19 protein-coding genes, 1 pseudogene and 1 CRISPR repeat array are annotated in these 22,430 nt (G+C 42.2%); of the genes and pseudogenes, 14 read left to right on the forward strand and 6 right to left on the reverse strand.

What is annotated here, in order from left to right; genetic code table 11:
• Positions 1 to 135: 135 nt before the first annotated feature.
• From fliF to PR675_RS03990, 14 genes and pseudogenes are all read left to right on the forward strand, one after another.
• Positions 136 to 1,824 (forward strand): flagellar basal-body MS-ring/collar protein FliF, encoded by a 1,689-nt coding sequence (gene fliF / locus PR675_RS03920; protein ID WP_060561347.1) that lies wholly within the window; start codon positions 136 to 138, stop codon positions 1,822 to 1,824.
• On the forward strand, positions 1,821 to 2,813 hold the full coding sequence (gene fliG / locus PR675_RS03925) for a flagellar motor switch protein FliG (RefSeq protein WP_036944176.1): 993 nt from the start codon (positions 1,821 to 1,823) through the stop codon (positions 2,811 to 2,813). The genes fliF and fliG overlap by 4 nt, the downstream gene beginning before the upstream one ends.
• Positions 2,806 to 3,537: a flagellar assembly protein FliH gene (fliH, locus tag PR675_RS03930; RefSeq protein ID WP_014658075.1), complete on the forward strand. Its 732-nt coding sequence runs from the start codon at positions 2,806 to 2,808 to the stop codon at positions 3,535 to 3,537. Before fliG ends, fliH begins: the two co-directional genes overlap by 8 nt.
• The gene (fliI, locus tag PR675_RS03935; protein ID WP_004918680.1) at positions 3,534 to 4,898 is read left to right on the forward strand and encodes a flagellar protein export ATPase FliI; all 1,365 of its coding nucleotides are present in this window, start codon (positions 3,534 to 3,536) and stop codon (positions 4,896 to 4,898) included. The genes fliH and fliI overlap by 4 nt, the downstream gene beginning before the upstream one ends.
• Before the next feature lie 10 nt (positions 4,899 to 4,908).
• On the forward strand, positions 4,909 to 5,352 hold the full coding sequence (fliJ, locus tag PR675_RS03940) for a flagellar export protein FliJ (protein ID WP_004918676.1): 444 nt from the start codon (positions 4,909 to 4,911) through the stop codon (positions 5,350 to 5,352).
• Positions 5,353 to 6,714: a flagellar hook-length control protein FliK gene (locus PR675_RS03945; protein ID WP_060561348.1), complete on the forward strand. Its 1,362-nt coding sequence runs from the start codon at positions 5,353 to 5,355 to the stop codon at positions 6,712 to 6,714.
• Between the two features lie 165 nt (positions 6,715 to 6,879).
• Entirely contained in the window at positions 6,880 to 7,362 is a 483-nt protein-coding gene (fliL, locus tag PR675_RS03950) for a flagellar basal body-associated protein FliL (protein WP_004918672.1), read from the forward strand.
• Between the two features lie 5 nt (positions 7,363 to 7,367).
• Positions 7,368 to 8,375: a flagellar motor switch protein FliM gene (fliM, locus tag PR675_RS03955; RefSeq protein WP_004918669.1), complete on the forward strand. Its 1,008-nt coding sequence runs from the start codon at positions 7,368 to 7,370 to the stop codon at positions 8,373 to 8,375.
• Positions 8,368 to 8,784, forward strand: a complete 417-nt coding sequence (gene fliN / locus PR675_RS03960) for a flagellar motor switch protein FliN (RefSeq protein ID WP_004918665.1) — start codon at positions 8,368 to 8,370, stop codon at positions 8,782 to 8,784. The genes fliM and fliN overlap by 8 nt, the downstream gene beginning before the upstream one ends.
• Positions 8,785 to 8,808: 24 nt before the next feature.
• Complete coding sequence (gene fliO, locus PR675_RS03965) at positions 8,809 to 9,237, forward strand: flagellar biosynthetic protein FliO (protein WP_004918662.1); 429 nt, start codon at positions 8,809 to 8,811, stop codon at positions 9,235 to 9,237.
• 12 nt (positions 9,238 to 9,249) lie between these two features.
• Positions 9,250 to 9,993, forward strand: a complete 744-nt coding sequence (gene fliP / locus PR675_RS03970; protein WP_014658072.1) for a flagellar type III secretion system pore protein FliP — start codon at positions 9,250 to 9,252, stop codon at positions 9,991 to 9,993.
• 9 nt (positions 9,994 to 10,002) lie between these two features.
• Positions 10,003 to 10,272 (forward strand): flagellar biosynthesis protein FliQ, encoded by a 270-nt coding sequence (fliQ, locus tag PR675_RS03975; RefSeq protein WP_004918656.1) that lies wholly within the window; start codon positions 10,003 to 10,005, stop codon positions 10,270 to 10,272.
• Positions 10,273 to 10,274: 2 nt separating this feature from the next.
• Positions 10,275 to 11,057 (forward strand): flagellar biosynthetic protein FliR, encoded by a 783-nt coding sequence (fliR, locus tag PR675_RS03980; protein ID WP_004918654.1) that lies wholly within the window; start codon positions 10,275 to 10,277, stop codon positions 11,055 to 11,057.
• Positions 11,058 to 12,331: 1,274 nt separating this feature from the next.
• Positions 12,332 to 12,484 (forward strand): annotated as a pseudogene (locus PR675_RS03990) (type VI secretion system tube protein Hcp); the annotation flags it as partial.
• A 10-nt stretch (positions 12,485 to 12,494) separates the two neighbouring features.
• Positions 12,495 to 13,123: direct repeats of the CRISPR family, unit length 28 nt; unit sequence TTTCTAAGCTGCCTATGCGGCAGTGAAC.
• Positions 13,124 to 13,263: 140 nt separating this feature from the next.
• On the opposite strand, the gene cas6f reads toward PR675_RS03990, so the two are convergent.
• The 6 genes from cas6f to cas1f form a co-directional block, all read right to left on the reverse strand.
• On the reverse strand, positions 13,264 to 13,899 hold the full coding sequence (cas6f, locus tag PR675_RS03995) for a type I-F CRISPR-associated endoribonuclease Cas6/Csy4 (protein ID WP_004918644.1): 636 nt from the start codon (positions 13,897 to 13,899) through the stop codon (positions 13,264 to 13,266).
• A gap of 8 nt (positions 13,900 to 13,907) precedes the next feature.
• Positions 13,908 to 14,933 (reverse strand): type I-F CRISPR-associated protein Csy3, encoded by a 1,026-nt coding sequence (gene csy3 / locus PR675_RS04000; RefSeq protein WP_272582682.1) that lies wholly within the window; start codon positions 14,931 to 14,933, stop codon positions 13,908 to 13,910.
• A gap of 2 nt (positions 14,934 to 14,935) precedes the next feature.
• On the reverse strand, positions 14,936 to 15,883 hold the full coding sequence (gene csy2 / locus PR675_RS04005) for a type I-F CRISPR-associated protein Csy2 (protein ID WP_060561350.1): 948 nt from the start codon (positions 15,881 to 15,883) through the stop codon (positions 14,936 to 14,938).
• Positions 15,880 to 17,151, reverse strand: a complete 1,272-nt coding sequence (locus PR675_RS04010; RefSeq protein WP_004918641.1) for a type I-F CRISPR-associated protein Csy1 — start codon at positions 17,149 to 17,151, stop codon at positions 15,880 to 15,882. The genes csy2 and PR675_RS04010 overlap by 4 nt, the downstream gene beginning before the upstream one ends.
• A gap of 150 nt (positions 17,152 to 17,301) precedes the next feature.
• Complete coding sequence (cas3f, locus tag PR675_RS04015) at positions 17,302 to 20,850, reverse strand: type I-F CRISPR-associated helicase Cas3f (protein ID WP_060561351.1); 3,549 nt, start codon at positions 20,848 to 20,850, stop codon at positions 17,302 to 17,304.
• Positions 20,847 to 21,824, reverse strand: coding sequence for a type I-F CRISPR-associated endonuclease Cas1f (cas1f, locus tag PR675_RS04020; protein WP_004918636.1), 978 nt, complete (start codon positions 21,822 to 21,824; stop codon positions 20,847 to 20,849). Before cas1f ends, cas3f begins: the two co-directional genes overlap by 4 nt.
• Positions 21,825 to 22,430 lie beyond the last annotated feature (606 nt).

Raw genomic sequence — 22,430 nt, forward strand, 5'->3', positions numbered from 1 at the left:
ATAGGCTGATTCCGTCATTAGATTTATCAGAGTCATCAATAATAGCAGCGTAAAAAAGTGACGTTACGAAGAGGGAATAACATTGTTTCGCCAAAAGTGTTTTCATCTGTTGATTCTGCAAGGCAGGGAATATCTATGAGTGCCGCATCGAAAGAGACGGGAGAAGCTTCAAAAGGGTTTGCATCTATTGCAACACGCTTCAAAGCATCCCCAAAAATCCCATTAATGATTGCTGGCGCCGCAGCGATTGCCGTCGTTGTCGCCCTACTTCTTTGGCTACGCAGTCCGGATTATCGTGTATTGTTAAGCAATCTCAGCGCAAAAGATGGCGGTGATATTGTCAGCCAATTAACCCAAATGAACGTACCGTATCAAATTGCGGATAACGGCAGTGCAATTTTAGTACCCGCCGAAAAAGTTCATGAACTTCGTCTGAAATTGGCACAATCAGGATTACCTAAAGGTGGCAATACAGGCTTTGAACTATTAGATAAAGAGCAGTTTGGGATTAGCCAATTTAGTGAGCAAGTTAACTATCAACGTGCATTAGAAGGTGAATTATCGCGCACGATTGAATCACTCAGTCCTGTTCAAAATGCACGAGTGCATTTAGCTATCCCCAAACCGACATTATTTGTCCGTGAACAGAAACTCCCCACCGCTTCGGTGACCGTCGGCTTATTGCCCGGACGCATGCTAGACGAAGGACAAATCACGGCAATTGTCCATATGGTATCAAGCAGTGTCTCTGGCCTAACGGCAGCTAACGTGACCATCGTTGATCAAACGGGTCGCTTGCTCACAAATAATGATAATAGCCAACAATCTGCCAACAATGCGCAAATTAAAATGACCAAAGAGATGGAATCCCATCTAAAACAGCGCATTGAAGACATCATTTCGCCTTTAGTGGGGCGCGCTAATGTGCATGCCCAAGTCACGGCACAAATGGATTTTTCGAAGGTTGAACAAACCTCCGAAGAGTATAAGCCTAATCAAACGCCAAATAGCGCAGCCGTACGCTCTCGCCAAAATAGCCAAAGCTCGCAAAACAATACCAGTGGTGTAGGTGGTGTGCCAGGTGCGCTATCTAATCAGCCACCAAGTGCGCCAAGTGCCCCTATTTCTACCGATAATAAAGGTGCAAATTCGGCACAAAATAGCCCTTCTAATAATGGCTCTAGCCTTTCACAAAGTGATGAAACCACAAACTACGAAGTCGATCGCAAAATTAGCCATACCCAACGTCAAATTGGCGTTATCGACAGACTATCCGTAGCTGTGATCATCAACTATTTACCGCAAGATGGTGAAGATGGCACACAACAGATGAAACCATTATCACCAGAAATGATGCAGCAAATTGAGTCGTTAACCCGTGAAGCAATGGGCTATTCCAGCACGCGCGGCGATTCACTGAGTATCACTAACTCATTGTTTACCAACGATACTGTCGTTGAAGAACAACCATCCATGCTTGAAAACCCTCAGTTTATCGCTCAAGTGTTGGATTACGGCAAAATCATCTTGATAGCCATCATTGCTTGGTTGATGTGGCGTTTCGGCGTCAAACCACAATGGGTGAAATATCGTCAAACTCAACAAGCCCAATCGGCGGCAGAAGTGTTTGTGGCGGCTCAGCCTAAAACCCCTCTCGTGGTCGATGAAGAAATTAATGAAGATATGGACGAACAAACCCGTCGTCGCTTAACTCGCCAACGTGTGAGTGCAGAGATCCAAAGTCAGCGTATTCGTGAAATGGCTGAAAAAGATCCACAAGTCGTGGCAATGGTTATCCGTCAGTGGTTAGGAAAAGCACAATAATGTTAAGTGGAACCGAAAAAAGTGCCGTGATGCTAATGACTCTCGGCGAAGATCAGGCCGCTGAGGTCTTTAAGCATTTGAACCCAAAAGAAGTGCAGCAATTAAGTATGGCTGTTTCAAACATGCGCCAAATCTCTAACAATGAGTTAGCAGAAGTGCTCACTGAGTTTGAAGAATCAGCGATTCAATTTGCGGCATTAAATATCAATACCAATGATTATCTCCGTTCGGTACTGGTTAAAGCGCTGGGTGAAGAGCGCGCAGCTAGCCTACTTGAAGATATTTTCGATAAGCAAGAGAGCACATCAGGTATTGAAAGTCTTAACTATATGGAGCCACAAACTGTGGCCGATATTATTCGTGATGAGCATCCACAAATTATCGCAACCATATTAGTTCACCTTAAGCGTAACCTTGCGGCCGATGTTTTAGAGCTGTTCGAAGAGCGTCAACGCAATGACATTATGTTGCGTATCGCAACCTTTGGTGGTGTGCAACCTGCTGCTTTAGCAGAGCTGACGGAAGTCCTCAATAATCTGCTTGATGGACAAAATCTCAAACGCAGCAAAATGGGTGGCGTAAGAACAGCGGCTGAAATTATTAACTTAATGAAAAATCAGCAAGAAGAAAGCGTTATCAACGCAATGCGCGATTACGATGGTGAATTGGCACAACGCATTATTGATGAAATGTTCCTATTTGAAAACCTTATCGAAGTCGACAATCGCAGTATTCAACGCATCCTACAAGAGATCTCCAACGACTCTCTGGTTATTGCGCTCAAAGGCTGCAATCAAGCTCTACGCGACCACTTCCTCAACAATATGGCTGTTCGTGCGGCTGAAATTGTGCGCGATGATTTGGAATCCCGTTCACCAGTACGCATGTCTCAAGTGGAAAACGAGCAGAAAGCTATTCTTATGGTTGTCCGTCGCCTAGCAGAAAAAGGCGAGATCACCATCGGTGGTGGAGACGATGTCTATGTCTAAATCCCCGATTAATCCAGAAGCATGGCAACCTTGGCAGTTGCGCGAACTGAATCAATGGGATCTCAACGCCTCCGGTGTCTCTTCACCGGAGGAACTCCCTGAGCCAACCAAACCAGCAGTACCGTGTCTTGAACCCCAAGAGGTACTCGAACAAATTAATATTCTTGATAACTTAAAAGAAGAAGCTCAACGAACAGGTTTCCAACAAGGTTATGAGCTAGGTAAAAAAGAAGGCTATCAAGCTGGTTTTGAACAAGGTCAACGAGAAGGTACAGAGCAAGGCCGCCAGCAAGCACTGGCTCAAGAGCAACCAATTATTGATACATGGCAAAAGCTGCTATCTGAATTTCATTATTCATTAGATAGTTTCGATACGGTGATCACCACTAAGCTTTTACAAATTGCTTTAACTGCCGCAAAACAAGTGCTCGGTCAATCCACCATTTGTGATGGCACGGCCTTGCTGGAAGAGATCAGCCATTTGTTACAGCAAAAACCGCTGTTTTCTGGGCAACCTGAACTACACGTTAACCCAGCTCACACAGCATTGATCGAGCAACATTTAGGCTCGCTGCTGAATTTGAATGGCTGGCGCTTAGTTGGCGATCCGAAGCTGCATCTTGGTGGTTGTCGTGTCGTCGCTGAAGATGGCGAAATCGATATGACAGTGGCAACGCGCTGGCAAGAGCTATGCCGCCTCTACGCGCCGGAGACACTCTCATGACCGTACGAATGAGTCGCTGGATTGCTGCACTTGAAGGTTTTGAATCCCGAATGAAAGGGATCCCAATGATACGCCGCTATGGACGACTGACAAAAATAACCGGGTTAGTCATGGAGGCAGAAGGGATCAAGATGCCATTAGGCGCCACCTGCTTTGTCGAACGAGCCATTAACGATCGCCATGACGAAGTGGTTTGTGAAGTTGTCGGTTTTAATGGCCCACGCATGCTACTGATGCCACTTGCTGACCTAGAAGGGATTGCGCCGGGCGCGCGCGTCTATGCACAAACTAACGGTGATGATGGACAAACCAGTCGTTTGTTGCCATTAGGGGATGAACTATTAGGACGCATTCTTGATGCGCAAGGTACACCGCTCGATGGAAAAGGCCCATTAGACGCCAAGCAACGGGCGCCATTGATCACGCCTCCTATTAACCCATTAGAACGCACGCCTATCCATAGTGTTTTGGATGTGGGCGTACGCGCCATTAACGCCTTACTGACCGTTGGGCGAGGCCAACGCATGGGGCTATTTGCAGGTTCAGGGGTCGGAAAAAGTGTTTTACTCGGCATGATGGCGCGTTTCACTCAGGCTGACATTATTGTGGTTGGCTTGATTGGTGAGCGTGGTCGTGAGGTCAAAGATTTTATCGAAAATATTTTAGGGGCCGAGGGCTTAAAACGTGCCGTTGTGGTTGCGGCACCTGCCGATGTTTCGCCACTATTACGTATGCAAGGGGCTTCTTATGCGACACGGATTGCCGAGTACTTCCGTGACCTAGGAAAAAACGTATTGCTGATCATGGATTCCCTCACCCGTTACAGTATGGCTCAACGAGAAATTGCCTTAGCCATCGGTGAACCTCCTGCAACAAAAGGCTATCCACCTTCTGTTTTTGCCAAATTACCTGCATTAGTCGAACGGGCGGGTAACGGCAAAAATGGTGGCTCTATTACCGCTTTTTATACCGTATTAACCGAAGGGGATGACCAACAGGATCCTATCGCAGATTCTGCCCGCGCCATTCTCGATGGGCATATCGTGCTATCAAGATCACTGGCGGAATCAGGCCACTATCCGGCTATCGATATTGAGGCATCAATCAGCCGAGCGATGACAGAGTTAATTGATAAACAACATTATCGCCAAATCCAACGCTTCAAGCAGCTCACCTCCAGTTATCAACGCAACCGCGATCTGATTAATGTGGGTGCGTATGCAACAGGCAGTGATCCGCTGTTAGATATGGCAATCCAATATTACCCCCGTATGTCGAAGTTTTTACAACAAGACATTGATGAGCGCTGCGATTATCAAAGTGCTTGCGAACAATTGGTGCATGCTGTTCCAAATGAGTAATGAGGGTTAAATGAGTAAAAACAATGCGTTAGATACATTATTGAGTTTAGCCGTTGAGGCCTCTGAAGAAGCCGCAAAGGTGTTGGCCCAAGTTCGACAAACGCAGGTACAAATGACTCAACAACTCAATATGTTAGAGAACTATCAGGCTGAATATCGGCAAAAATTAAACCAAACACTACACAGTGGGATAGATGCTGATAAATGGCAAAACTACCAGCAGTTTTTAGTCACATTAGAACTCACCATTGAGCAACAGCAGCAACAGCTTTCATTATGGGAGCAACGTGTTAGCGAAGCTAACCGCCATTGGCAAGAAAAACAGCAACGCGTCAATGCATTCGACACTTTAATTCAACGTGCTGAGCAAACTAAAAACCAACGTTTAAACCGCCTAGAGCAAAAGCAGATGGATGAATATGCTCAGCGCGCAATGTTACGGAGAAATCAATAAATGGACGTCAATAATACAGGCTCTCCAGCCATTACGGCAGCAAATGGCGCTAAAAACGGCCATACGCAGCCAAATCAATCACGTGCTGATGATAACCAAGAGGTGGTGGTGCCTTTTCAAGCCGTGTTGGAAAGCCAGCAACCCACGCCACAAAAAGCGTCTACGTCTGAACCAACGATGGACAAGCAGGCTAATCAAAAGCCTACAAGTGCTGATGAGCGTTTAACAACCAAAGGCCATGAGCCATCCACGGGAAAAGAAAAGGAACAAGCAGAGCAGGCAATTGAGCAACTAAATTATAGCCGCCACTTACGCAACGGTAGCGAGCAACCTGCTTTACAATCGCAATTATTGGCGCAATCAGACGCTGTTGAGCAAGTGTGGTTAGCTAACCTGAAAAATGCCGTTGATCAGCAAACCCTGTCGTCAGCAACAACAAAATTTGCTGATGGTCAGCGAGCGGCTTTAGTGCCATTTGCCCAAAAAACTCAACCTTTAAATGACTCGTTGGTGGCGATGGCAACAATGGATGAGCCAATTGACCTAAGTGCTCAAATGCAATTAGCCGGCGAAGAAGAATCGCCATCATTAGGGGCTTTCATTAAAAATGAGCGAGAGCCGCGTAAAGATCAACCACTTTTCTCACTCAATGAAGGCCGCGAGAGCTTAACCAAAAACTTATCCTCAGACTTTATGCCATTAAATAAAAAACTGGCGGATAAAGAGGCACCAAGCTCCATCGTACCTACCTTTGCGACGGCAGATAACGGCGCCCTAATTAAAGGGGCATTTACCCCGACAACGGGCAGTGATGCCATTCAAATGGCACCTTCATCACCCACTCAAACGGTCAGCTTAACGCCGCTGCCTAACAGTTCTCAAATAATTTCGACGAATGTGCCCGTTATCCCCATGCAGCCGGGAGTACCATTAGGCAGTGAAGCCTGGCAACAGCAATTGAACCAACATATGCTGTTTTTCTCACGCCAAGGGGTCTCACATGCACAAATTCGCTTACATCCGGAAGAGCTTGGCTCGTTAAATGTTCACCTACGCATTGAAGATAACCAAGCCGTTATGCATTTTGTGTCGCCTCACAGTCAAGTACGTGCCGCGATGGAAACCATGATGCCAATCTTACGTAATGCGTTACAAGAAAGTGGCATCCATTTGGCTCAAGGCTCGGTTGGGCAAGATAACTTTAGTGGTCAATCGAATGCGGATACGCACTCAGAGCAAGGTCACGAAAAAAATCTGTATGGCGGACAAACGCTTAGCAGCGTGACAAGTACTGAGATGGCGGCAGTGTCACCGACGACTTCCACCATTCGCACACGAGGTGGGATCGATACATTCGCTTAATTTTCAAACGAGAGGTGGTGATTTCGTAATTAAAGCGCCGAGTTACCCCCTTTTTGTTTCGTTTTTCCCCCCTTTAGTCTGGCTCAATCAAGCCATAATGCTAAAGATAACAAAGTAAAAAACCCCGAGGTGGGTTTGGTCTTCATAAATAGGAATTTTGCTAACATGTCGTCTTCAAGCAATACATCTAAGAATTCAAACAAAGGGTTGCTCGTGCTGTTCGCCCTTCTCGCCATTGCCGGTGCGGGTTTTGGTGGTTATACATGGTGGACAACGCAACAGACGGCAAATTCAGTTAATGAGGAAGAGAAATCACCTAAGCTATCCCAACCTATTTTTATGGATTTAGAACCTTTTACCGTCAACCTTCCGGGGCTGAACGAATCCCCCGATCGGGTTCTGTATATCAATATCACGTTACGATTAGCAAATGAGAAATCACGCAAGCAACTACATGATTTTCTACCTGAAGTCCGTAGCCGTTTGTTGTTATTGCTATCAGAGCAGAAGCCGAAAGCACTCAGTACTCATGACGGTAAATTGCAATTAATGCAAGCCATTAAAAAAACTTTGTCTCCAACTGTGATCCCCGGCGAAAACGATCAGGAGATCACCGACGTGTTATTTACGACATTTATTTTGCGGTAATTCAGATGAGCGATAATATTTTATCTCAGGCTGAAATCGATGCGTTGCTCAATGATGACGCACCATCGTCAAATGAATCAGCGACACAACCTAAAGACAAAGAGCAGGTTCGCCCTTACGACCCGAATACCCAACGTCGTGTTATTCGGGAGCGGATGCAATCACTCGAAATTATTAACGAGCGGTTTGCACGCCAATTCCGTATGGGGTTGTTTAATATGTTACGCCGTAGCCCTGACATTACTGTTGGTGGCATAAAAATCGAGCCTTATCATGAATTTGCTCGTAACTTACCTGTTCCTACAAACTTGAACCTTATTCATATGCCACCGTTACGCGGCACGGCATTATTCACATTCGAACCTGCGCTGGTGTATATCGCGGTCGATAACTTATTTGGTGGCGATGGACGTTTTCCTGTTCGCTCAGAAGGCAAGGAATTTACCAATACCGAGCAGCGCATTATTCATCGTATGCTGAAATTGGCTTTAAGCGCTTACCGTGATGCTTGGAGGCCTATCGCTGATATTGATGTGGAATATGTTCGTTCCGAAATGCAGGTGAAGTTTACCAATATTACGACATCGCCTAATGACATCGTGGTCACGACACCTTTCTTAGTCGAGATAGGAAATACCATTGGTGAATTCAGTATCTGTATCCCTATTGCCATGATTGAACCGTTACGTGAACGGTTGATTAACCCACCTGTGGAGCAAGGGCATCAAGAAAATGAAGCTTGGGTGAGTAATTTAGTCACCCAAGTCAAGCGCTCAGAGTTAGAGCTAGTCGCAAATTTTGTCGATATTCCACTGCGGATATCTCGCTTACTGCAATTGCAAAAAGGGGATGTTATCCCTATTGAGAAGCCAGATCGCCTCATCGTTAGTGTTGATGGCGTGCCTGTGTTGACCAGTCAATACGGAACCCAAAATGGCCAATATGCATTGCGTGTAGAACATTTGATTAACCCTGTTTTAAACACTCTAGATGAGGAAAGTACCAATGAGTGAGGCGAAGAATTCTCCTGATGCATCAACCAATCACGACAGTGAGGACTTATGGGCTGAGGCACTGGAGCAACAAAAGAAAGCGGAATCCGCCTCTGCCGGTGCACAGGCGTTTGCAAATCTTGATGGGCAAAATGCACTCAATCAGCTTTCTGATATCAATCTTATTATGGATATCCCCGTTCGCCTCTCTGTCGAACTGGGGCGCACAAAAATGACGATTAAAAAGCTATTAAGTTTGTCACAAGGCTCTGTCGTTTCTCTCGATGGATTAGCCGGTGAGCCATTGGATATTCTCATTAATGGTTACTTAATTGCACAAGGTGAAGTTGTAGTCGTTTCTGATAATTACGGTATCCGTATCACGGACATCATTACACCTTCAGAGCGTATGCGCCGTTTAAGTCGTTAATAAGACAGCGGAGACTAGACTGAAATGAAAACAACACCTTTTATCAGCCAGACCGAACAACCTAGCAGCCAAATATCCCCTGCGATTAGCAATAGCGATAGTTTAGTGCAAGTTTCAGGGGCGTTAGGTGGCATCATTTTGTTGATATTGGCCGGTGCTTGGCTAGTGAAAAAACTTGGTTTTGCGCCTAGAAATTTAGGTAAACCCTCATTAATAAAAGTCAAATCGAGTTGCTCACTAGGCAATAAAGAGCGTGTTGTTGTGGTTGAAATGAATAACGAATGGCTGGTGCTTGGTGTCACGGCACAATCTGTTAATTTACTCCATCAATGCCCAGCTAAAAATGAAACTGCACTCACTTCAGTGACTGAGCCACTCACATTTCAGTCTATCCTAAAGAAAAAACAAGATGCCGCCAACCATGCGGCTTCAAATCTCTCTAATTATAACTAACTGGAAGCGCTCATGTTTTCTGTGAAATCCCCAGCAATGATCGCTTCTTTATTATTGATGCTGCCTATGCAAGCTCTAGCATCATTACCGCCTGTAATCAGTCGAACATTACCCGATGGTGGGCAAAGTTGGTCGTTACCTGTCCAAACCTTACTTTTTCTAACATTGCTGGGTTTTATCCCTGCACTGTTATTGATGATGACAAGTTTTACGCGCATTATCATTGTGCTAGGTTTGCTGCGTAATGCGCTTGGAACCCCTTCTGCACCACCAAACCAAGTATTATTAGGCCTTGCGTTATTTCTCACATTTTTTGTGATGTCGCCTGTTGCCGACCAAGCCTATCGTGAAGCTTATCAGCCATTTAGTGAAGATAAAATCAGTTTAGAAACCGCTTTAGAACGCGGCACAGCCCCCTTTCGTACTTTTATGTTAGGGCAAACTCGAGAAAGTGATTTGGCTCTTTTTGCACGCATTGCCAAAGTCGGTGAGATCCAAGAGGCAAAAGATGTTCCAATGCGGATTTTAGTACCTGCATTTATCACTAGCGAACTAAAAACCGCATTCCAAATTGGTTTCACTATTTTCATTCCATTTCTGATCATTGACTTAGTAGTTGCCAGTGTCTTGATGGCGCTTGGGATGATGATGGTGCCACCCGCCACTGTCTCTTTACCGTTCAAATTAATGCTTTTTGTTCTGGTTGATGGATGGCAATTATTACTTGGCTCTTTATCACAAAGCTTTTTTAATTAAGGGATCACAATGACACCCGAATCGGTTATGGCACTGGGCACTGAAGCAATGAAAATTGCCTTAATGTTAGCGGCCCCACTATTATTGGCGGCACTCGTTGCAGGGTTGACGATCAGTTTGTTGCAGGCTGCAACCCAAGTGAATGAGATGACGCTGTCATTTATCCCTAAAATTTTGTCGGTCATCGCGGTAATTATTATTGCAGGGCCTTGGATGCTCAACCTATTACTGGATTATATGCGTACGCTATTCAGTAATCTGCCCTTTATTATTGGCTAATCATGTTAACGATTACCAGTGAGACACTCACACTCTGGTTAAGCCAAGGTTTCTATCCTTTTATACGCCTTTTAGCGCTGTTTGGTACAGCGCCCTTTTTTAATGAAAAGCAATCCATTACTAAGGTACGAGTTATCTTAGCGTTTTTTATAATCTTAATAGTTTCTCCGCAACTTCCTGTCGTTAACATTCCCTTATTTTCAGCGATGGGGTTATGGGTCATCGTACAACAGATCGTGATTGGCGTGGCTATTGGACTGACCATGCAGATGGCATTTGCGGCTGTGCGCCATGCCGGTGAAGTGATTGGTTTACAGATGGGGTTATCTTTTGCAACGTTCTTCGACCCAACCGGTGGGCCAAATATGCCTATTTTGGGGCGTATTCTAAATTTAATTATGTTGCTGCTTTTTCTCTCATTTGATGGGCATTTATGGTTAATTTATATTCTTATTCACTCATTTGAATTGATCCCAATTCAAGTTTCCCCTCTTAGTCGAGATGGCTTTTGGTCATTGGCTCAATTTGCGAGTAGCATTTTTATTAATGGATTGATGTTGGCATTACCATTTATCACGCTGTTTCTGATACTTAACCTTGCTCTCGGTATTCTTAACCGAATGACTCCGCAGTTATCGGTGTTTGTGGTCGGTTTTCCACTGACTCTAACTATCGGTATCAGTATGCTTGGGTTAATTATTTCGATTCTTCCTCGTTACAGTGAACGACTGATTCATCAAGCTTTTGAGCAGCTATCCTTGATGTTTGGGTTACTTGGAGGGTGATTCAGAAGATGCGAATTATTGAAATATTCATGGTCATAAATAATTAAGTAGGATAGAAACATCCTACTTATGTTCTTTTATTGAGTTATCAAAAAATACATTTTCAAAAGAATGATAACATTATCCGCAATAACATCTCTTTTAAATAAAATATTATAAAAATTTCAATCATCATAATTATCCCTCGTTTTATACACTGCACCAGACAAGGGAAAATAGTAACAGTAAAATTACCGAGGTATTATTCACAAAAAATAACACACAGAGATAAAAATCATAATTGAATTTTAACTAGTCTTAAATACTATTAAGACAATAAAAATCTAATAATGGTTATTCTAAAAGCTGCTCATATAGCAGTGAACATATATAAATAACAGTAAAATTACCGATTTCTAAGCTGACCTACGTCAGTAACTATGTTATTCCCCAATAATTCAACCTAAGCATCAAAATGTATATTTATGGCTATCTCAGTCTATTCTCTAATTTAGTATTAAAAACAAAAAAGTAAAATCTTTATTTAAAAAAAACTCATCAGAGAATTATCATAATTTGTTAATCTATATTTAGGATATATTTAATTTTCAAACCACCTATACAACAATATAGGTAGCCTACTGACTTGTAATCAAAAAAAGTGAAGCGACAGCGTCTCCTTGTCTCCGAGGTCAGTTATCGATGATGGATTTTTAGCCCATTAACTTAGCTAAGCCTGATTAGGTTGGGCTTCTTTTGACGGTACATAAAATATCCCTAGTCCATTGATTGATGCTCTTATCAGGTACACGTTGTAATCTTTCGATACTACGGCGTGATTCAGAGATAGAGCCGAAAAACGCTAATGGCAATATTGAGGTGTTTCGAGTTAATTCGAAAAAAGAGCTCTGCTTAAAAGGTGGAATTTTGCCCTATCCTATTTATGAGCGGCTGTCCGAGGTTGACCAAGGGGCTATTGTTGATAATAAACGCTTAGGCCGCACATTAGAATTGATAAAATTGGTTCAGGATAAATGGTAATACGCGTTCTCAAGGTGTTCCTCCGGATAATGGGCCATCTAACGGACGGAAAAGAAGCCTAAACGCATACTCAATCATGATGATATACTTGAAGCCTTAACTCAACTTCAAACTCGCACTGAGGAAATATTTGTTTTATTTCAGTAGGATGCTTATCTCAGAACTCAATTGATAATCGTTATCAAATTGGTCATAAAGATGAAGTCTAAGTGATTGGGGCTAACTAATATGGTTCTTTTCGTGAGCAAAGTACCTCATATAAACCAGTTGTATTTACAAAGTCGATTAATAAATCCTCGCCTTTATTATCGGTGACTTTGGACGAAAATAAAGAATTAGAAGCTACCTTTGTATTTTATAGAACAAGCCAAAATGGCCACCTTGAAAAATATTATAAAATCAAGTAGATGTTTCATTTTTCTAAGCTGCCTATGCGGCAGTGAACTTTGCAATCAACTTATTGGTTTCAATGATACTTTTCTAAGCTGCCTATACGGCAGTGAACCTAATTCGCCCTTCGCTCATTTTCCATTTCTTTTTCTAAGCTGCCTATGCGGCAGTGAACTACAACGCTGTGCAAGGCTTCTAGTTGCAATCTTTCTAAGCTGCCTATGCGGCAGTGAACATAGCACTGGTGTCTTTTTAGGGATAGGGGTATTTCTAAGCTGCCTATGCGGCAGTGAACCATCAAGGTGGGCTGTGGTGAGTTGATTAATATTTCTAAGCTGCCTATGCGGCAGTGAACGCTGCGATTAGATGGGAGTCTGCTTTCTGATTTTTCTAAGCTGCCTATGCGGCAGTGAACATATCTTTTAAGCTTTTTGTTGATTCAGTGATTTTCTAAGCTGCCTATGCGGCAGTGAACTGCTGAAACTCTCGCTTCAGTGATGAAGCATTTTTCTAAGCTGCCTATGCGGCAGTGAACGTCAGACAAGTAACCATCGAACCTGGTCATGCGTTTCTAAGCTGCCTATGCGGCAGTGAACTTGCCATTTGTGGCAGCTTAAAAATTAGTTACTTTCTAAGCTGCCTATGCGGCAGTGAACTATAGCGTATCAAATAAAAAATAAGTCACAACAAACAGTTAAAGCTATTTTTATCAAAATACCTTCTTTTTTACAGCCTGCTGCAACTTATTGTTTTTATGTTTAATTTTTAAAGAGCAAAAAAACAAGGGTAAAAAAGGTCAAAAATGTGGAACGGTGGCAACCTCTTCGCCTTTCCCCATAGACTGACTTAACCCATAACAATTAAACGTGCCTGCCTTTGCTTCCTTCGCAGCAACACACCGAATAAAGAGTGGAAATGGACGATGCCCATCGCCTTCTGTTTTAGACTTTGTTTGCTGACTTTCCATCCAAATAAAAGGTAAACGACTACGCGTTTGAGGCTCTTTTATTGCGCTTAAACAGACCTCAATAGGCTGCCCTGATTTTACTGAATACAGTTGAGCTTTCTTATACCTATCCAGTTCAAGACGCTTTGCACCTTTTACATGTTGACGCACATAACTAATTGGCGTGGCATGCTCTGGCACCGCTTGAATCGACTTAATATGCACATAATCCGCTAGCCTCATTAGCCAGTGACTGATATTTAACTGAGTCAGCGTTTTTTCAGTCTTTGCGAGCAAACGCAATTTTTTTCCTAACCGGAAGCCAACACTTCCATATTCAGGAAATGCAACCGCAACTTCGCTATCACCGGCCTCAGACTTATTTTCTACCAACGCAATATGTATTTGCTGATAGACCTTTTGCCATAAAAAGTCCAACGGTATCGTCGAATCAGGCAGTAATGTGATCTCCTGATAATAGTCCATAGTTCACCTTATTTGTCACTTTCCCCAAAGACACCACCACGCACCAAGACCGCCATAACATAGTGTTCATCTTCGAGTCGTGCCAATTTTTCACCACGAGCCCATTTATCAAAATGCGTATAAAAGTCCTGTTTATCGCTAGGAGTTCGATATGCACGACCAAGGTTAGTCACGGCCCCATAAGGTTCAATAGCAATTGCCCCCGCACTATTAACTTCATCGTTATAATCAGGATACCAAGTATCGATAGCGCGTAGAGCATTGCCTATTTTTTGTGAATGCATCGCCGCATGACCGTTCACATGATAAAGGATCTTACTTTTATCACCTTTACCTTTATCCAATACCAACTCTTCACTAGGATAAACTTCCTGAGACTGCCCGAGTTGGGCATAGGTGGTAATTTCAAGAAGCAGTGCCCCTTCACTGTTTGCCAGTGCAGCAGCAATTTTAGCACCTAACTCATTCACTTTATCATCTTGCTTTTCAAAACTACGAATGCTGTATTGTGTCGCATCAAATGTCCATTGCTGCTCTTGCCCTTTATTTAATACTTTCACTTCAACTTCAATTTTTTCAGCGCCCACGCGGTTGCGCCATAAGAAGCGTGCATTAGCAATATTATGCGCATAACGGCGACCAAGCTCACGGAAACCTTCCCTAGCAATATATTCTTTTGCCGCTTTAGTATAACTTTCTTTAAAAGAGGCATTATTACAAGCAGATGGCGTCTCTACACCCCCCAAAATTTTGAGTGTAAATTGATGCTTTAACGTATCTTGTTGAGTGCCTAATGCACAAGCATCAACTGTTTGTAAGTTGGCTTTTTCTACTTCAGCGTTCAATTTTAATGGGTCGTTTTTAACCGGACCTTTTAAACGATTTGAAATGGTACCTCGGACTGACTTTTCTTGTAGCACGAGCGGTGTACATTGTGATTTATGATCCCAACTCGTACCATAAAAATAACCATCTGAAGGAACTAATTTTTTTTCAAATGCCAGTACTGATGCTACATCATTATTCTTCGCCATTGTTACTCTCCGCTCGTAAAATATTTTGATTCAACTTGTTGGCATAAATAGAGACTATTTTCTAAGTTATTACTGTATTTCCATAATATTTCATTGGGATGGCCTATCTTATTGACCATGACAAATTGACCAAGCGTCACAAGACTTTCCGCAAACCGATGGGGAACGTTTGGGTCTCGTTGATTTTTAGCCTGACCTAATGGGGAAATACCTTGGTAACCTGTCGCTATTGGTACAATCCAGCCCGCTGTTTTACGCTGAACTTTCCACTCATAGTGTTTGTTTTTTGATTCATTTTGACTGTCTACTTCAACGCATTGATTATGGACAGTCACATAGTCTAAAAGCGCATCCATGGCATCTTGACCATCTTCCATTGCAGATACCATTAAGTCTCTACGCTCAATCAAAGCGTAGCCGGGCATTAAACTATTGAATAAGCTACGTCTATATTTCCCCATATCATCATTGGCAGGCAAATAATGCATCTGAGGCAGATCCACAGACAAAATATCGCCACCAGCCAGTTTCATCATTGGGATTAGCTCATAAATCCAGTCAACGATTGATTTATCCGTTAACACATTACCGTACTCATCATTTCTATCTGAAAATTCAATCAGTAATGAAACGTCTAAATGACACCGGGCTTCTTCAATAAACGCTGAACGGTTACCCTCTTTATCGAGTGGGTTACCCGTACCGACGATTGAACTTACAAAATCACTAGGACCTTTATACGTTTGTAAATTACATTCGTGGCTGATAACCGCGATTGACTCGAGTTGTAATTCTAAAAAGCCTATCTTTCTTAATTTAAGCTCTAGCGCATGCATAAACCCTAGCCATGCTGTCATGGCAGGAAAACCGATAGTGAATGGACTTGATAGTGCATTAGCATTATGAACTTTCAGATGTGAGAGCTTTATTAGATTCATTGAATTGTTCATCTCAATAATTCCTTATATCTCGCAACAACATCAACAATGGCATTAAACTCATCGTTACCTAAAAATAATGCTTTTTTGCCATTAACTACCTTGTAGCCTGCAATAAATTGACGAGCAATTTCTGGAATTAATATTTCGAGCCAGTCATCCGTATTATCTCGTTGTTCTTGATTATCTGGAAATAACCATGTTTTTTGATAGTTGGAAATCTTATTTGGTAATGTGATATTTTCCTGTTCCAAAGCACGGCGAACTTTCCACATCATGACGATAATATAATCCACATATTCTTGAATTCGGTTATCTCGGTATTCAATAAAGCGGTTACCTCGTTTATCTTTCGGTAAGTTAATTAATCCATGGAAAGCTTGAAATGTTTCCTTGGTGTGCCATGGATTTATCGCGTCAGTAAAAAAATTCGTTTTTGGTAAACGTGTTTCTCGAATATTCAACACTGGGGGCAAAGAAAGCAATAAATGGGCTTTCCCTGCATTTTGATTATTTAAAACTGAAATATTTTGTGGTTTAGTGCCACCAAAACCAATGGTTGTGAGCCCATAAATCTCTTTAAAACCTACCTCGCTATATTCCCCTTTACGTTTTAGATCACGTAATGTCTTAGTCTGTTCAGAAAAACGAATATCATCAATGCGGCGGCGCATTTCAAACAACAATCCTGAAGGGGTTAAAATAGACAATAAGTGATAGTCTTCGTCATCAAGCCACACCGGAAAATAGACTTGTTTGATTTTTGAACTCGTCACCACCGAATCATCCGTTGCGCTCATTGCCAAAAAACCATTTCTTATCTCTTGATAAGACTCGTTATTCAGAGTTAATAACGTTTTTGCAAGTTGCGTTTCCGCTTCAATATGCGCTAATAACGTTGCCCCATCTTGCATCTGTAATGTAAGAAATTTATAGACATCTAATGCCGCTGCATTACCTAATGCATCAGGCTCTACAGCAACATTGCTTGAGCGTAAAAAGCCATCATTCGCTTGCTTTGCATTAGCGATAATTGCACTAACATAGCCATTTTTATTTTTACGTGCGCTAGGATGGCTAAAGGTACACGGGTGAGTCGAAAGCGATATTTGCCCTGCTCGTTTTGCCGCATTCGGTAACCATTGCGATAAAGCAAAAGTATCTTCACACTGTTGCTCTATTTGATGCACTTCTGCTTCACTCATAGAAGCTTTTAGATTCTTTTTAAGCCAGCCTTCTTTGCGCTCAGCAAAAAAGGCTTCTATTGCTGGATCTAACATATTTTGGCCCTTGTGACTTAACTTATCTATTAATCTAGCTTATACACAGATAGCTCCCCACTTATCTCAAGCTATATCCTATTTCCCCATCTGATAAACATCACGTTCAAAAATAAGTAGAAATACTCCTTTTTTGCTAAGTGATGCAAACTACCTTTTTATTGGGTATACCCCCATCTGGTCATCATAACGATATCCATCATGTACATTTAAACATTTTAAAAACGTTATCTCGCCATAAAACCGTGAAAGTGAAGTGATTTGCTCTGCTTCCTCTGTCTGGGATTCGAGAGATTTCGCATAATCCCGAACTAACCAAAGCCTCTTTTTCATTGACTCAGGGAACTCTATGAAATGAATTCCATTCTGAGCCCCCACATTAACCCAACCATTTTCGCGATGATATTCACTAAATTGCATTTCCCCTCTTGGTAAGATTTCCAACACCAATCGAAAAGAAGGGGCGCCACTACGAAAAGATGCTATCTGTTGAGATATTGCTGTCATCCACCAATTACCATGGGTATAACCCCAAATATGAGATGCTGCATTACTGGGTATTGTTTGATGATTTGAACGTCGAGTGGTTCTTCTTGATGATGTTGCTGAATTTTCTGCCCGTTTAGGCGGGAAAATATGCTCAATTTTAAATGTATACTTTATAGCTGCATGCTCTAAACAGGCCAAATTAGTGTGTTTTTTACTTTCATAATTTGCTTGCTTTTGTATTCGAGGGATCGCATCAACTGATTTGTTCAATTGTTGTTCATCAACCAGTTCGTAAAGATCATGAGTCGATAACCCTAAATTAATATATCTATTTTCATAGCCGGGTCGAGAAAATGGATTATCATTGCCTTCTTCAAACCCTTTTAAGTTGTATTGCAATAACGCCATATTAGGTTGTGCCACTTCCCCTTCTCGATGACGACGAACACGCCCAGCGATTTGAATAATAGAACGCCAGGATGAAGGCTCTACCACCGCCCAATCAAAATCATGATCGCGCCCTACTTCTTCTACTGGTGTAGCAACTAGAATAAATATCAGATGCTTAGCTTTCCCCTCTGCACTGACTTGTGCGAGATGTTGGCGAATGATCACATCATTTAGCGCATCAGGTTCTTCTCCTGATTTTTCCTTACGTTTTAAAACACTATCTAAATGTTGTTCCTGTTCATGCCGTAGCAATAGAACTTGCTGGCTATGGTAAGCCATAGTGCGGATCTCAACCTCATCAGGGCACTCACACTCAAGTAAGAAACGCGTTAGATCAATACAAGGTAAAATATTGGCAACACGGATTACGCCAAATGAAACTTGGATACCCGTGCGTTTATCAAGAAAAGCATGGTAATGATGTTGGGTTAATACAGCATTGAGGATGTGATTAAAATAACATTGCTGACTCTCTTGCGTATTATCCTTTGGTGTAGGAACTATTAATGCCTTACGGCGTGCAGGTTGCTGCCCTAACACTTTGGCTCTTTTATCAATAAACTTGCCATGGTACTGCTGATAAAAGTAAGGGGTATTTTCATCATTAGCCACAAGCGTAGCAGCTAGCGTTGAAGATTTACATTTCTCTTTTACGGGGTCATATTCCCCCTCATCAATCCACATACAACCAATCTCTAAAGACTGTTGACGGCTTTTTGCATGAGCATGCCACCCAGATTGATAAGCGTGAAAGTAAGCTAAAGCAGTATCTGGGGTTATTGTAGCGGAAGAGATCATCACTTTACGCCCAAGTAACCCAACCATATGGATCAGACGCGCGATGGCTGCCGAGTCAGCCTCAATAAAGTCATCGACCTCATCAATCACAAGATCTGAAGACATTAAACGTAAACAAGGCAGAATATAACGGCCGCCACGAATGGTTTCAGTAGCCCCTATAATATGGTCGATAGTACAAGCTAATACAGGAGCATAGAGTAAAGCCCTATCTTTCTCCCTTGTCAGTACGGTGGATAATACTTCTTCTGGCAGAATACCTAACCATTTATTCTCATCCCATCTGAGCATTTCTTCATTTTCATCAAATAACATTTCTTGTGATTCAGAGCCAGTTTGGTGAGGCTTCAAATCATTTGATTCGCTATTAGTCTGATGTGAAGAGGTGTCATTCGAGGCTTCTGATGCATTTTCATTCTCTTTTGCATTCTGATGCAATTGAGCCACCGCTTTAGAGCCAATTAAAACCGCAAGATCCCTTTCGCCTAGCCCAATCTTGTTTTGATCTTTATACTCATCCCCTGTTTGTAACGTTAATGTGCGTAACCCTAACGCTAAAATATAACGTAGACTCTGTTTATCTTCAGATAATGCTTGCATGATTTTGGCATTAGCCCGCGTTTTACCGCAGCCAGTACTCGCCATATTGACAATAAAATAACCTTTAATGTCATCATTACGCTCTTTGCGGTATTGATAAATTGAATTAACCGCATCTTCTTGCCAACTAAATTTCCCTGTGCTGTTTTTATCATATGCAAGCTTTGGAACATCACTAGCAAACGGCGGTTCACTTTCAAAATAAGGTAATGTTTCTGCAATATCTCGAGCAGTTTCAGCGACCTTGACGAGATGTTCATCAAGTTTCTGTTTAAATGTAACTTGCGGAATATTGTTAATATTGCGGATTTTGTGTGTGTTGGCATAAAGTGCAATATCACTGTGCCATTGTGGGTCATTCCCTTGAGATGAGTAATTATGATCTCCTAGCATTAAGCAAAGGCGAGCATAGTGAGCGATAACTCGCCAACTCCCATCTGCCATTGCTTGTTGGAACAAAGGGAGTTGATTTTTTAAATCAGTTGCCGCTTGTTGAACGGCTTGGACCCACGCTTTGGAGTTACTCAATAAGCCATTAGGGAATTCAAAACACATCTTGATGCGTTGTTGAAATTGAGCATCGTCATTCCCGTTTCTATAGCCCCAACTTTGTTTTATCTTAGCCAATAATTGAGTATGCAAATTAATGGCTTTGTCCTGCCAATTACAAAGCTCTTGCTCATCTAAGAAAGGTAACTTATGGTGAGTTAAAATTAGCCAAGTCAACAACGCTGCCGCATCGGGTAATTCAGCGAGTGGATTTGATGCTAAACAATTATCGTTTACGCATTGCTGTAGCTGTGATTCATCCCATTCTTGGTGAATGAGCGCATCAAGCCATTTTTCCTCACTCCCTTCCGCTGAATGGATTTTAACCAATGAACTAAACAATATTGAGGACACCCACTCATGCCGAACAGGGTCACCTTTAAAAGGCATTTTAACGGCTGGATTCAGTTTATCTTGAAATAAGCGGGATGCTTTCCCCCAGTCATGGAATAAGGCTGCTAACCTAGCAACAGCGGCAATTAAAGAGAGATATTTCCAATCATTTTCAAACTCGCTGCCTAAAAATGATTTTTCAGTACGGTTCACCGGAACATGCCCCTGTGAATTAAATTTATTGCGATTCCCGACGACCCATAAGAGTTGAGAGCGTGATCGAGAGCGTATCCAATGACAGCTTACAGCAGTATTGCGACTGGCGCTTTGCCTCAGCATTTTTTTGACTGTTTGTAAGCCGTCTTCAGTGATGAGGGTTTGCCATGTGTTATCACCAATACGGTTAGCAAATGCATCCAATACACGTCGTGTTCTTTTTAGTGCATGTTTTTCACATTGCGAAACAAAAGTGACCATCATAATTTAGGCTCCTGAATTTGTTGCTCTGAGCCGGTTTGTAACGCAATCGTTTTAACGGTATCAAAAAGAAAGTCTAAGGCGTGATTATCGATGAAAGATTGTAAGATTTGCTGGCGGAACTCTTGCTCTGAGGCTCCCTCTTTAGCGCAAATAAAGGACCAAGGGAGAACGATGGCATCTTTAATTAAATCTGCGACATCAAATACCAGCGCGCCGCGTCGGGTTTTGCCATGCATAACCGCAAAACCGTGAGGGATCCCGAGTACCCATAAGCAACTCGCTGCCAAACCATATGCCAAATAATTACCGTGGTTTAAAAAGGCATTCGCTTTATCCATGGCTTGATGTTGACGTGTGAAATTTTTTTGCCCCGTGTTATTTGCTGCATATTTATAAAGTGCCTTCGTTAATTGGGCTTCTGTGAGTAATAGCGTCTGAGGGTCATCCGCCGCCTCAGTTCGTGTATGAAAGGTTTCTAAGGCATTTTGGATCAACGTATCATTATAAATAAACCCTTCATTCTGCAATTCTCGGGAGCTTTGCCAAGTCTTCTGTAAATAGCTGATGCGAGATCGTTGTAACGTTTTAGCGGCAGCTAAACGCTTTTTATCATCGAACCAAAAACGCATCCAACCTTGCAAATATTCGGTTGGCCGATATTCACTTTGTGGTGTTAACCATTCTACTTCCGTTGACATATATAAAGGTGTGCCACCGCCACCACAAAAACCAACCAGTACCCCAGCCTGTGAAAGCATTCTCATCGCAGCTTGAGTAATAGAGGTGCCAGTGCCTAATAGCAAAACTGTTGTATTCGCAATGGGAATATTGAAATAGAGGTTTTCATTTTTCGCTTCGGTGAAGTAGAGAACTCGACCATCTTTTTGCATAACGCGGCAATGCTCTAAATAGTACATATTAGCGCGCTTGGAATGAAGGATAGTTTTTAAATCAGCGGGAGAAAAGTCATCCATGTTGAATTAGCCTTCCATTGACTTGGTTAAATCATATGACTATTTAAATACAGTTTAACTTAAGTGTTGTCTATAGCTATTCATTGTTTGTAAAGAGTACATGGTGATTTTGGGAAGCTGATCGCAAAGCGTTTTATCAAAAATAACTTATTGCTTGTTTTAGCGTTATATCATTGTACGAACGATGATGACTATCAGGCGATGGGGATTCAGTTAAGCCGAAGTATTGATAATGCAAATGTCAGTCCAATCATCTTTTTTACGGGTAAAAATCAACGGTTGTTAGGTGATGTTTCGATGCTAAAACCGCTTGAGGAAAAGGTGAGCTGACGTTCGTTCTATCTATTATTTTATCCGATTCATGTATAACGGATAGAATCATAGTATTACGAACCTACAACTATAATACTTTCAGCATCAATGCCATTCATTTTCTGGAAGAAAATAAATAACATACGGCTCCGCCCTCTGGCTATTTTCTTCGGCTGAACGCTCATCAGGAGAAAAACAAAAGCCTACCGCCCTCGTTTGACTCGGTTGGTCAAATCGTTTCTTGCCACAAAACAAGTTTGTGCCTTTTAGCGATTTCGCATCGTTTTACCTGTT

This window comes from Providencia sp. PROV261, from assembly GCF_028477945.1.
Taxonomy (GTDB): Bacteria; Pseudomonadota; Gammaproteobacteria; order Enterobacterales; family Enterobacteriaceae; genus Providencia; species Providencia stuartii.